Below are 13,488 nucleotides of genomic sequence, written 5' to 3' on the forward strand. Positions count from 1 at the left end.
TTCTCTCTCCTAATAGCCGACTAAGGACGGTAGCCAAAGCGTAATTTGTGGGAAGAAAGCGATAATGAAAACACCCACAACAGAAGCAAGTACAAAGGGGTGGATCTTCGCGGTGATTTGCTCAACCGTTGAGCCCCCTATGCCCGAGGCGACAAAGATATTCTCTCCAAGTGGCGGCGTTGCAAAACCTATCGATAAGGTACACACCACCACAATTCCCACGTGAGTAGGATCAGCACCTAGCATGTACATGATTGGTAGTAACACTGGCACGATGATCATGATGGCCGCTAAGGTTTCCATGAACATGCCGATGAACAACAACAAGGTAATGGTTAGCGCCCACACCATGTACATGTTATCGGTGAAACTAAGTAGCGATTCCGCCACCACTACTGGGATCTTTTGCTCGATCAACAAACGTCCAAACACGGTAGCGGCAAAGAGGATCAACAACACACGCCCAGTGATCCATGTCGTGGTCGACAGAGATTTCATCACACTTTTAAACGACAGTTCTCGGTGAATGAAAAGCCCCACAAACAACGAATAGAATATCGCAACAACCGCTGATTCTGTTGGTGTGAACATGCCACTGTAGATACCGCCAAGAATTAAGAACGGCGCTAATATCGACCATAATCCGCGGCGCAAGTAGTGCCTTACATCGCCAAACGACCACGTTTCGGTCAGCCCTTTATAGCCTTCACGCTTAGCAATAAAATAGTTAGTGACTACTAGTGTCGACGCCATAATGAAACCCGGCACAACCCCAGCGACAAACAGTTTTGGAATCGATAAGGAAGCAAACTGGCCGTGTTGAGCAATGGCTTCTGGTGGCGCCATTAAGCCCATTGCCGAGATACCAAAGATAACCAAAGGAATGGATGGCGGGATGATAATGCCCAAGCCTCCGGATGCAGCAGTTACGGCCGAAGCGTAGCTCTTATCGTAATCACGTTTAACCATCGCTGGCACCATTAACATGCCTACTGCTGCGGTGGTTGCCGGACCTGAACCCGAGATAGCACCAAAGAAAAGACACGCCATTACTGTTGCCGCACCAAGGCCGCCTGTTACGGGACCAGCTAAGCTTTCTGCGATATCCACCAGACGTTTGGAGATACCCGCCGCCTCCATTAATGCACCCGCAAGAACAAAGGCTGGCAGCGCCATTAATGGGAAGTTGCCCACCGAGGTAAACGCGATTTGTACTAAGGCGATGGGATTTTTATCGAGCAACATATAGGCCGCCATCGAAGCGCCGGCCAGTGATACTGTGATTGGTGCGCCTAGGATTAACAGCGTTAAAAAGCCACCAAATAAAATTAGAGTTAAATAGGATTCCATTATTACATCTCTCTATTACGACTATTCTCTGTGATGACTATTGCGCGGACTTTTGTGCCGTCATTTTGCGCAGCTCTTTGACTTCTGGATCTTCGTTGGTTGCGCCTTTAAATAAACGCTCATAGTTGTTCCAGATAATTCGAATCATCATCAGTGAAAACGCGATAGGTAAAATCATGTAGAAGTACTTCATCGGGATACCTGTGGTTTGAGACTTCCAAAACAGATTCATTTTGTTGAACACGAAGTCGTAGCTGAGGTAAACGAAGTAGCCGTTGAAACAGAGCCATAGGAAGTCAGCGATGGTTTCACTCACGGTCTGCACGATTGGCGGAAAGAATTTAAAGTGAAAGCTCACTCGGTTGTGCGCCGACATCTTGGCCGCAACAACAGCCCCTAGATAGGCAAACCAAACGAACATGTAGGTCGCCACTTCATCACCCCAAGGGATAGAGTAATCAAAAAACTGACGAGTAATAATTTGTGTAAACAGCAATAGGACAAAGCTTGCAAGCAACAAACAACAGGTATATTCCTCAATGTTGTTCAGGTGTTTTTTTATTGTTTTAGCGACTGACATATAACCTCCAATGTTGATTTTCACATGACAACCAGTCGCTCACGGTCCTAAAAGATCAGGTACAGAACAGATCAACGAGTACAGCCATGTAAATGCCCTATCTCACTGTTCTACCGCTAGGTGATTAAGTAGCGGAGAACAGCAGATAGGGCGAATCTAATCGTTACTTTCTACCTAGTAACTCAAGAACGTCGTCTAGCTTGTCTTTGCCCCCAATGCTTGAGTAGAACTTAGGCCAAACTGACTTAGTCACTTTGTTGATCCACTCTTGCTCGTTGTCTGCTGGGTCTGTGAATACCATGCCTTTCGCTTGTAGCTCTTCGCGAATCTTGTTTTCCGTATTTTCTAGATAAGCAAAGCTGTGCTCTGTTGCTTCCTGACCCGCTTCCAGAATGATTTTTTGCATTTCAGGTGTCTGTTGTTGGAAGACCGTTTCACTCACGATTAGAGGTTCTAGAGAGAAAATGTAGCGAATGTTGGTCACGTACTTTTGTACTTCGTTGAACTTCATCGCGTGAACTGTGATGTAAGGGTTATCTTGTCCATCTACCACGCCTTGTTGCAGGCCGGTGAAAGTCTCAGACCACGCCATTGGCGTTGGGTTTACACCCCATGCTTGGTAAGACGCGATCATGATTTCGTTACGAGGTACACGAATCACGAGCCCTTTCAAATCTTCTGGTGAAGCGACGGGCTTTTTCGAGTTAGTCAAAACCCTAAAGCCAGAATAAGCCCAACCGACAATACGAACACCAGCATCACGAATCGTGTTATCGACTAAGTCTTGACCTACTTGCCCTTGAGTCAGTAGTACCGCTTCTTCTGCGCTTTGAATCACATAGGGCATGGTCAATAGACCAACAGTTGGAGAGAAAGGCGTCACGTTGTTAATCGCCAGTACAGAGAAGTCGAGAAGACCTATTGCAGCATCGTTTACGGTGTCTTGCTCATTGCCTAATTGGCCGTTCGGAAACAGATCGATTTTCACTTTACCGTCTGTTTTTTGCTCCATCAGTTCAGAGAATGAGGTCGCTAATTCCCACTGCGTACCACCAGCAGCATCGCCGATAGCCATTTTAAAATTCGCTGCTGCCGCGGTATGAGATAACACCGCTGTTGCTACAATAGTGACACCAGCAATAATTTTATTTTTAATCAATTTCATAGTCTTAACCTTTCCTATCATACAGACTTCCTGCCTGTACTTTGCTCACAAGGTGACCTGGTACAACTTTCCTGGTCGTAGTTCTATTTCCCTATTTTGGAAACAATGTTCGGGTAGTTACAGCCTTTCATCCTTTAACGAATACCACTGATAAAGGAACCGCTGCCCCATTCTTCGAAACGGTGCAAACATCTCTGATTCCACCACTTCTCTCACGTTGGGGAACGGAAGTTTTGATTCAAATATTGGTAGGTCGAGCTTGTGACCTTCACCTGCGATCCACTGAGCAAGGCGTTTACCTGCTTGAGCGGAATACATCACGCCATTGCCGCCATAACCCAGCGCGTAGAATATCGATTGCTTTGGATTCGGCTGATAGATTCTCGGCATCATGTCGTGGCTAACATCCACCCAACCCCACCATGAATAATCGATTTTTATCTGATCGAGAGACGGGAATTTTCGAGTAAGATCCGCTCTCAGCATGTCTTCATATTTCTTTTCAGGCGCGTTCTTGCCACTGATGGCACTGCGTGTACCAATCTGTACTCGGTTATCCGGTAACAAACGGTAGTAGTGGCGCAGAATTCGAGTATCAGTAATCACTTGATTGGTTTTGAAGTTACACGCAGCGATCTCGTCTTGAGTTAAAGGACGTGTCACCATCGAGTTAGAAAGCACTGGCAGAAGGCGATTCTTAAGCTCGGAATGCAAACCTTGGCTGGTATACCCACCCGTACAAACACCGACAGAACGCGCCTTCACCACACCACCTGGCGTTTTCAGGTAATGCACACCGCCACGAGTTTCCCAACCCATAACTGGGCTCGACGGGTGAACTTTCACACCGAGAGCTCGCGCCTTTCTTAGGTAACCAAACGCCAGTTTCCCTGCATGAATACCAATCCCTTCGGGTTCACGCATCGCGCCTGCCGCTTCTTGGTCACCAACGTAATCACGCTTTACGGTTTCCGCATCTAAGATCTGCGCATCGTAATCGAACGTGTCACGCAGCAACTTGGCTTCTTTCTCGAGTGTTGCCATCACTTTTGGACGATGAGCTACATATAAGTGGCCGCCCGGTTGTGGGTCACAATCGATGTCTTTGATCAGTGACTTGAACGTTTCCATGCCATCCACACACTCGCGGTGCATTTTTAGCGCGGTATCTAGGCCCCAGCGTTCAATCCACTGAGAACGCTTCAAACGCCCAGAAGCACACTGTGCTTGGCCACCATTTCGGGTACTGCAGCCCCAACTCATACGGTTAGCTTCAATCACAGTCGCTTTAATACCGTACATTTCAGCAAGGTGTATCGCGGTACTTAGGCCTGTGTAGCCTGAACCGATAATAGCCACATCGACATCCATGTCTGACGTGATTGGGCCATCATCTTCAGGTGGTGCGCCTGCGGTATCTACCCAATAAGTCGGGGCATATTCCTTACCGTGACCTGGGCTCTTGTCTTTAAGTGGATCGTATTTTGGATCGTATTTGTCTTTTGCTTGGGTACTTTCTTTTGCTTGGGTGCTTTTCACCTTTGGCGGCACATCGGCTGCCGGTTGTTCCATTACTAAACTCATAATTCGACTCTCCTAGTCATAACACGTGAACGGGTTGCGATTTCGTGTCTAGCTCTTGGGAGTATTGCTGGGAGTTAAAAGAGGTCGTGTTTTACGGAAGGCATTTTTTACGCTGATTTTTCCATCTTTCAGGGTAAACACATCAACCATACGAGCTTCGATGACGCTGCCATCCGGGTTCGTCGCAGAAAACGTTGATTCACTCACAGCACGGTCACCGCATACAAAGTGGACAGGGTCGCTCCAAGCCGCATCTGGAAAGTTCTGCCAAACCAATTCAAAGCTATTTCGAACCGCTTCGTACCCTTCGATAGTGTTTCCAAGCACGCCTTCTCCTGCCACCGTGTGGAATACACAGTCTTCTGTCATGAAAGACATGAGTGCTTCAATATCATGGTTATTCCACGCATCACTGAAAGACTGTAAAAAGGCGGTATCGACTTGGTTTTCCAGCACGAATGTCGCCGCATTGGTTTGCATATTCATATTCCAGAATCCTTTATGTTTTCGTTATTGGTTTAAATTTCAGTAGCTTTGCGCCACTTTTTTATTAGAGTATTTAAACTAGATCTGTGAAAACTTAACAATTTGATAACAAGGTTCATCACTCTAACTTCGAGTTAGGTTATAAACAATCTCTAAGCTCACAGATTTCATCTTTTTATAAATTAATTAGTGTTCTAATTTTATTTAATCAACTTTTCACTGACGACATAAGAGGTATAATTAAATTAGAACGTGTTAGCCTTTAGTCGAAATCAAAGTCTTGATGATACTTTCGACCATACTGTTCAAGTTGACGATCATGAGTATTAACTTGCAATTCAATATTGCCGTCACCTTTATTTATGACTTGGTTGTTATCTGCATGTGCTTCGTTTTTTAAATCCGTTAGTTTCTCTTCGACATACTCTGTCGGTTCATTTAAAACATTCATGGATATTAACTCCTTTATCAGGTTTACTTTCACTGATGGAAGAATATGAACGGACACTAGACCGTTTGAATATTCTTTCTCATCGTACAAAGGCTGAATGGCATCATTGCCACCTTCCTTAAATGGGTGAATGGAATACCACTTGTCCTTGCGTGGCTCTTGCTGATCGCAATCCGCCACATTAAATATCTGAGTTTTGTTGAGATCACACGGCGAGCTAAAAACAATAACCCGATGATAATCAATAGCTTTAATTATATTTATGCAGTCTTTACTTTGGCTGTGACACACCGACCAAAGCGCATTTAACAGGTTATCGATCCATTCCAGTAAACGGGTGGGAAAGCCCTGCTTCTTGGCTAAACACATCAATAACCAGTCATTTATGTCGTGTGAGTTCAGCGAGTGACCACCGTAAACTCTCACAGTTGAAAGCAACTCTTGTTCGACACGGCGTATGTTCTTACGATTGGAACGGCCTAAACTTGGCATTAGATTATTATTTTCATAATCACAAACGTTATACATCAAACCAAGTTGGTCACTGCATTCAGTCATTAATGAATCAATTATTTCATACAGTTCTTCGAGTGTGCTGATATAACGTTTATTGTTCATATTTGATTCCAACCACTCGATAATATAAATAACTAAATTGAAATTTATTCGTTAAAAACTGACATATAATAAAACACACATACTAAAGTCTAAGAACTCTATCGACTTATCGATAATTACTATTTAAAAGTTACTCATAATAATTATTAATAAGTCTCTATTACTGAAACCGCGCACCTATTCTTCTTGGTTGTTTCATTAGGGCTCTAATATTTATAGCGAAATAATAGAAATATATGACCCAATACTTAGATATCAGTACTATTAAGAATCTTTGAAAACAACTCGCTCGTTGAGCCATTCTGTTTCATCATCCAATTTGCAATTAATCGCTAGTTTTGAATCCTAATTTGTTTGCCCGACCACATTCTCGATAACGCTTTATCTAGCGTTCATGAGACTGTTTTGGCCGGGCAAACTTCCTATGACTTATACGTAGTCTTTGTACTTATCTAGGAAACGAACCGGCGTTGATAGTGCATCTCGGCGGAACGGGTCGCCCAATTCCTGAGTACACATGATTTCAATGATGGTTGTTTTGCCTTCGTTCATTTGCATGTCGATGGCTTTCTGTAGAGTTGGACCTACATCTTCTAGCTTATCAACCGTGATACCTTCAGCGCCCATTGCTCGTGCGATTTCCGCAAAGCTTTGGTTGTCCAGTTCACCAGCAACAAAGCGTCGGTTGTAGAAGTCGACTTGATTCTTCTTCTCTGCACCCCATTGACGGTTGTGGAATACCACGGCTGTCACAGGAATGTTATGACGAACACATGTCATGGTCTCCATCAAGCTCATGCCCCATGCGCCGTCACCTGCATAGGAGATAGCTGGACGATGAGGTGCCGCTGCTTTCGCACCAATGATGGTCGGGAACGCATAACCACAGTTACCGAAACTCATTGCAGCAAAGAAGCTACGTGGTTTTTCAAAGCGTAAGTAGCTGTTTGCCACTGAGTTGATGTTACCGATGTCCGTCGAGACCATTACGTCTTCAGGCATCGCTTTTTCTAGCTCACGCAATACTTGGCGTGGGTGTAGATATTCGCCACCAGAGAACGGAGTCTCGTGAGAGTTTTCTTCAATCATATCCAAGCTGAACGAGTCACGTTCGTGTGTCCACTCATCAAGCTCTTTTTCCCACAGTGCTTTCTCTGTTGCTACTGTATCTTGACGAGCGCCTTTATTGTCATCACACAACAGTGCACGGCCTTCCAATCTTTCAGATAGAGCAACCGCAGCTGCTTTCGCATCGCCACAGATACCAACAGAGATCTTCTTAACGAGGCCAAGCATCTTGTTGTCGGCGTCAATCTGAATGATTTTCGCGTTCTTCGGCCAGTAGTCCATGCCATGTTGAGGCAAGGTACCAAATGGACCAAGACGTGTACCCAAAGCGATAACCACATCCGCTTGAGCCATCAATTTCATTGCTGCTTTCGAACCTTGGTAGCCTAAAGGACCACACCATAATGGGTGACTCGCAGGGAAAGAGTCATTATGTAGGTAGCTGTTCACTACGGGTGCGCCTAGTCTTTCCGCCAACGCTGCACACTCTTGAACTGCATCTGCCATTACCACGCCGCCACCAGAAATGATGACTGGGAATTTCGCTTCAGCAATCAGGTCTGCCGCTTCATTTAGAGATTTCTCACCACCTGGACCACGGTCTAAACGCGCAGGTTTAGGGATCTCGGTTTGAGTTTCACCGTAGAAGTAGTCACGAGGAATATTCAGTTGAGTCGGACCCATTTCACTCATCGCGCGGTCAAAACATCGACCCGTGTATTCCGCCATACGGTCTGGGTGCGTTACGTGTCCTTGATACTTAGTGAACTCTTGGAACATTGGAAGCTGGTTACACTCTTGGAAACCACCTAAGCCCATTGTTTTAGTGCCTGTCTCTGGCGTCACAATTACGACCGGGCTATGTGCCCAGAACGCCGCTGCAATCGCAGTCACACAGTTACTAATACCCGGGCCATTTTGCCCGATAACCACGCCATGGCGACCAGATACACGAGAGTAACCATCTGCCATGTGAGCAGCACCTTGCTCGTGTACCACTGGGACCAATCGAATGCCAGCAGGAGCAAAGATATCCATTGCGTCCATAAATGCTGACCCCATGATGCCGAACATGTCGGTAACATCATTAGCAACCATAGTTTCAACGAACGCTTCTGATGGTGTCATTGTTACTGTGCCGGAAACAACCGTACGTTTTTCTTGCTCACTCATTCTTCCATTCTCCTTGAGTTAACCAAAATTTCATTTTTCGGAATGAATTGTCTCTTTTTCGAATTCATTTTCACCTTAGTAGTAGATTTTTTGCGCGTCAACTTTTTATATTAAATTGGAACAATTCATTCTAATTAATAAAACTAGATCACATTATTGATAGTTTTTCGTACAAAAAGTGCCGTTAACTTAGAGTGAGCTGTTAATAATCGATGACATATCGCCCATCGAGGCAGTCATGGAAGCTATTGAGAGGGAAGAAAAATGAATGATGCGGAATTGATACCAACGCAACCAGTAAGTGTGAGAGAGTGTTTTGGCATCGACAGCAACCTAACCGTATTGGGGTTTGAACATGCTGGCGAGTATGTACCCAAGGTCGATCCTAACTACTGTTTTGATCCTGAAGTAACGCTAGCGATATTGGCGGGTTTCACCTCTAATCGCCGCACGTTGATACAAGGTACACACGGAACGGGCAAGTCTTCCCACATTGAACAAATTGCTGCGAGATTGAACTGGCCGTGTTTGAGGATCAACCTAGACGGACACTTAAGCCGATTGGATTTCATAGGAAAGGACAGCATCGTCATTAAAGATGGAATGCAGGTGACAGAGTTTAAAGAAGGCATTCTTCCGCAAAGCATCCAGCAACCCATCGCTCTGGTATTAGACGAATACGATGCAGGACGACCTGATGTAATGTTTGTGATTCAGCAACTGCTAGAGCAAGACGGCAAATACACCTCTTTAGAGCAAAACCGAGTGATCACGCCTCACCCTTCTTTCCGCCTATTTGCTACCTGTAACACACTTGGTTTGGGTAATTTCTCGGGTTTGTATTCCGGTACTCAAGTGCTTAACCATAGCCAGCTTGACCGATGGAACATCATCGCCACGCTTAACTATTTAGACCCACAACATGAAACTAAGATCGTGTTATCCAAGCGCCCTGAGCTAAATAATGAAAGTGGTCATCAGTTAGTCGAAAAAATGATCGCCACCGCCGGTTTAACGCGAAATGGTTTTAGAGCGGGCGATCTGTCGACGGTAATGTCTCCGAGAACCGTGATCACATGGGCTGAAAACATTCGAATATTCGATAACGTAGCGACTGCATTTAGGCTTTCATTCCTCAACCGTTGTGAAGATGAAGAGAAAGAGCTGGTGAGCGAATATTACTTCCGTTGCTTTGGTGAGGCGCTAGAAACGCCTACTCAGAGTTATGCGCAGTCGGAGTCGTAAACCATGGCCAATGTTTCTTCTCAGCAGAAAAAGATCCTCGACCTTGGCGTGTCGGTTGCCAGAGCGATCAGTGGTGAATTGAACCTGAATTATCGGGGAGAGCGGCTCTATAACGGCAACGTCCCCTGCTATTATCAGTCGGCACACACCAACGATCTCACCTTTGTGTCTCGCCATGAGCTGACAAACAGCAAGCTCTCAATGCAAGGTAAGATCGATTCATCGGCACTGAGACTATTGTTGTCAGATACTGATCTTCACTGTTCATTACGACCGAAAAACGAAGTCGAACGTCTGTTATATGATTTCTGCGAACAAGTACGAATCGAGTCACAAGTCCCGTCTTACCTAAAAGGTGTGACTAAGAGCATTCAGTTCAACTTTGCGTATTGGAGCGATCAATACCATCAAAATGGCTTTACTGAATCACGAATTGGGATGTTGCTGTTCACGCTGATGCAAATCATCCACACCCGCTTAACCAGTGTCCCAGTTTCGGAACTAATTGCCGAAACCATTGAATCGACTCGTGCGGGTATCGTGCCTATTTTCGGAAGCAGCCTAAAGCGCTTGAAGGAACATAGAACCAACCAACTACAGTTTGCTCACTGCGCCAATGAACTGGCCTCTTTAGCACAAGAGCTCATCAACCAAGAACAAGAGAGTAATAATTCACCGACACCAACGGTGGAAGAAGACATCAAAATCCTCGCGCAGCTGGCCCTTATTGTTGATGGCGACATTCAAGATGAAGAGGTCGATACCGACATCACAGGCAACAGTAAGGTGTTCAAATTGTCGGGCGCCAATTATCAGGTCTTTAATTCAGAATTTGACCAAGTGGTCGCCGCAGATAAGCTCGTCAGGCGTGCCCTGTTACTCGAGCTGAGGCAAAAGCTCACTGATGACATTATGGCGAGACAAGTGAACACCCGCCGCTTAGCCGCTCTGCTCACCCGCTTTGTTGCGACGCCCCAAAGGAATCGACGTCAGGATCATTTAGAAGAAGGCATTGTTAACGCCACCACTATCACCAAACTCATCACTTCTCCTTTAGACCGCACGGTTTTTTATCAGCCAGAGGTTGGCGCATCTCATCAATGTGCCATCACATTTTTGATGGACTGCTCAGGTTCAATGCAAAAACACAGTCACAAACTGAGTCTACTGATGGATACGATTCTCAAATCCGTCGGGCTAGCCAACATCCCTTTCGAGATCATCGGATTCACCACCAACAACTGGAATGGTGGCAAGGTTTATCGACAGTGGCTCAAACAAGGTCAACCGAAACACCCAGGTCGTTTAAACGAAGTTCGACACATTGTGTTTAAGGATTTTGATACCCATTGGAGACGATCTCGTCTTGGAATTGCTAGCCTTCGCAAAGCGGATATCTTTAAAGAAGGGATTGATGGCGAAGCGGTTCAGTTCGCTAGCCAGCGCTTGCAGCAACATAGCGCACAGCGAAAGGTGTTGATTGTGTTCTCAGACGGCTGCCCGATGGATACCGCCACCAGCACAGCCAATGATCAGTTCTATTTGGATAACCACCTCAAACAAGTGATTGAGCACGAGGCGATCAAAAACAGTATCGAAATTCATGGTGTGGGGATGGGCGTCGATTTAAGCCCGTACTACCGAAGTAACACCACTTTAGATGTCCAGGAGAGCTGCTTATTTGGGTTGTCTAGGAGTATCTTTGAGATGCTAAAGCGTGTTTAAACATAGAGGGTTAGGCTAGCGAATCACTAGCCTCATTTGTCGAGAATGTTTTAGGAAGAGCCAAGCAACGACCATGCAGAGACAGCCATCAAATACCCACCAATCAACATCAACACCATAAATACCAGCTTTCTGAGCTGATCATTCGACAACGGCGGCGGGAAGCGCCGAGCAAACATAGTCACAAGCGCCACCAAGGGAACAGCAATAGCAGACAACCACAGTATGCTCGCTTCCATGTCACCTGCTGCGTAGACGTTGACGGTACGGGACATCGACGTACAGGCGAACACCATCAGCAGTGTGCTTCGCACCAGATCGAGTGTAAAAGGCTGCCGATAAAGGTGATAAACAATCGGCGGCCCCGCCATCCCAAACAGCCCTCCCGCTAAGCCAGAGCTAAAACCAGATAAAAAAAACGACACGGTTGCCGAGCGTTCTTTTCTGGTTTTAGGTTTGAACATAAAACTCAAACCTGCGAATAACACCATTGCCCCCAGTAGCCCTCTCAGGATATGTGTTGCCGACTCACTCAACTCGTCCAGTAAAAACACTCCCAACGACACGCCGGGGGTAATACCGATCACTAACACCACCAGAATTTTGAGTTCCCCAAGCAGAGGCTTGCCCATCAACGCGACCAAACAATTAAACAAGGTCACAATACTGACTACGGCAGCAATCACGGGCAACGATACCAAATTAAGGCTGACCGTTAGACCAATCACGATAATGCCAAGTCCAAACCCTGTGACGGTTTGGAAATAGGTACCGACCGCAATGGTGGCAAGAATGGCGAGTAAAACAGGTAACTCCATTAGCAATCCTAATTAGGTGTTTTTACTTAGTGTGAGTGCGGGCTTTAAGTTTGAGCCTTAATACCTAAACTCAAATTCCGATTCAGCTCTTTCTTTAGCGTTTTGATCTTCTGAAGCTTCTTGAGCATCAGCGTCAACATCCGTCGTTGCATTTGCCGTTTTGCCTTGTTGTGCTTGCACAGCAGTCACCGCGATTACATTAAAGATATCTTCGGCACTACAACCTCTGGATAGATCATTGGCTGGTTGATTCAACCCTTGCAACAAAGGACCAATCGCGACCGCGCCTCCTAGCCTTTCAGCAAGCTTGTAACCGATATTGCCAGCTTCTAAGTTTGGGAATATCAGCACGTTAGATTCTCCTTTAACCTCGGAATCGGGCAACTTTTTCGCAGCAATTTCAGTGACAATCGCTGCGTCGAGTTGAACATCCTGATCAACCGCAATTCCGGGGCAACGTTGCTTCACTAACTGGGCGGCATTACGCACCTTATCGACCGATTCATGCTTCGCACTGCCATTGGTAGAAAACGACAGCATTGCCACTTTAGGTTCTTCCATTAACAGCGTTTGAGCACTGTTTGATGCGGCCACTGCTATCGATGCAAGCTCGGTTTCATTGGGGTTAATCACCAAACCACAATCACTGAAAATCATGCCACCTTTGAGATTGTGGAAAGGCTCGCACAACATCATTAAAAAGAAGCTCGATACCAATTCACTGTCTGGTGCTGGGCCGATGATCTGCAGCGCAGCCCGCACCACATCTGACGTGGTATAAACCGCGCCATTGACCGTGCCGTCGACCAGCCCTTCCCTTACCATCAAATTTGCAAAAATCAGTGGGTCTGTAACCTTCTCCAATGCATCTTGATAAGTCATGCCTTTGGCTTTTCTGAGCTCATACAGACGTTCAGCCAACACGGCTTTAAGTGCCGATGTTTGTGGTGAAACAATATGAATGCCCGCGAGGTTAATATGATGCAACTGAGCGGCTTCGATAATCGCCTTTTCATCCCCTATTAGCGTGATATAAGCGAGTTGTTTATCTATCGCTAATCGTGCCGCTTTGAGTACACGAGGATCTTCAGCTTCGCTCAAAACCACACGCTTACGATCTAGGTGCGCCTTATCAATAATCCGTTCAATTGCTTTCATTTTAAAATTCCATTTATTGAGATTAATTGTTCCATAATTTATATTTATATTATTGAAATAATAAAAA

The 13,488-nt window shown here is 45.7% G+C and carries 11 protein-coding genes; 2 read left to right on the forward strand and 9 right to left on the reverse strand.

Going from position 1 to position 13,488, the window contains the following annotated elements:
- Positions 1-9: 9 nt before the first annotated feature.
- The 7 genes from CWO08_RS01010 to xsc all read right to left on the reverse strand — a co-directional run bounded on the left by CWO08_RS01010 (position 10) and on the right by xsc (position 8,475).
- On the reverse strand, positions 10-1,350 hold the full coding sequence (locus CWO08_RS01010; protein ID WP_108019506.1) for a TRAP transporter large permease: 1,341 nt from the start codon (positions 1,348-1,350) through the stop codon (positions 10-12).
- Positions 1,351-1,387: 37 nt separating this feature from the next.
- The gene (locus CWO08_RS01015) at positions 1,388-1,930 is read right to left on the reverse strand and encodes a TRAP transporter small permease (RefSeq protein WP_017097758.1); all 543 of its coding nucleotides are present in this window, start codon (positions 1,928-1,930) and stop codon (positions 1,388-1,390) included.
- A gap of 163 nt (positions 1,931-2,093) precedes the next feature.
- Complete coding sequence (locus tag CWO08_RS01020; RefSeq protein ID WP_048609745.1) at positions 2,094-3,095, reverse strand: TRAP transporter substrate-binding protein; 1,002 nt, start codon at positions 3,093-3,095, stop codon at positions 2,094-2,096.
- Positions 3,096-3,212: 117 nt separating this feature from the next.
- Positions 3,213-4,679, reverse strand: a complete 1,467-nt coding sequence (locus CWO08_RS01025) for an FAD-binding oxidoreductase (RefSeq protein ID WP_108019508.1) — start codon at positions 4,677-4,679, stop codon at positions 3,213-3,215.
- Positions 4,680-4,727: 48 nt separating this feature from the next.
- Positions 4,728-5,165: a nuclear transport factor 2 family protein gene (locus tag CWO08_RS01030; protein WP_108019510.1), complete on the reverse strand. Its 438-nt coding sequence runs from the start codon at positions 5,163-5,165 to the stop codon at positions 4,728-4,730.
- Positions 5,166-5,427: 262 nt separating this feature from the next.
- A complete protein-coding gene (locus tag CWO08_RS01035; RefSeq protein ID WP_108019512.1) occupies positions 5,428-6,234 on the reverse strand; it encodes an FRG domain-containing protein in 807 nt (268 codons plus the stop codon).
- A 429-nt stretch (positions 6,235-6,663) separates the two neighbouring features.
- Entirely contained in the window at positions 6,664-8,475 is a 1,812-nt protein-coding gene (xsc, locus tag CWO08_RS01040) for a sulfoacetaldehyde acetyltransferase (RefSeq protein WP_017057935.1), read from the reverse strand.
- Positions 8,476-8,739: 264 nt separating this feature from the next.
- Between xsc and CWO08_RS01045 the strand changes: the two genes are divergently transcribed.
- Positions 8,740-9,720, forward strand: a complete 981-nt coding sequence (locus CWO08_RS01045; protein WP_108019514.1) for an AAA family ATPase — start codon at positions 8,740-8,742, stop codon at positions 9,718-9,720.
- Between the two features lie 3 nt (positions 9,721-9,723).
- Positions 9,724-11,445 carry a cobalamin biosynthesis protein CobT gene (locus tag CWO08_RS01050; protein WP_108019516.1) on the forward strand — a complete coding sequence of 574 codons (1,722 nt, stop codon included), beginning with the start codon at positions 9,724-9,726 and terminating at the stop codon, positions 11,443-11,445.
- 50 nt (positions 11,446-11,495) lie between these two features.
- Here CWO08_RS01050 and CWO08_RS01055 read toward each other — a convergent pair whose 3' ends face one another.
- Both CWO08_RS01055 and pta read right to left on the reverse strand, forming a co-directional pair.
- On the reverse strand, positions 11,496-12,263 hold the full coding sequence (locus CWO08_RS01055) for a sulfite exporter TauE/SafE family protein (RefSeq protein ID WP_108019518.1): 768 nt from the start codon (positions 12,261-12,263) through the stop codon (positions 11,496-11,498).
- A 57-nt stretch (positions 12,264-12,320) separates the two neighbouring features.
- Positions 12,321-13,421: a phosphate acetyltransferase gene (gene pta / locus CWO08_RS01060; RefSeq protein WP_102431560.1), complete on the reverse strand. Its 1,101-nt coding sequence runs from the start codon at positions 13,419-13,421 to the stop codon at positions 12,321-12,323.
- Between the last annotated feature and the right edge of the window lie 67 nt (positions 13,422-13,488).

Source organism: Vibrio sp. 10N.286.48.B8 (genome assembly GCF_003050085.1).
Lineage (GTDB): Bacteria > Pseudomonadota > Gammaproteobacteria > Enterobacterales > Vibrionaceae > Vibrio > Vibrio crassostreae.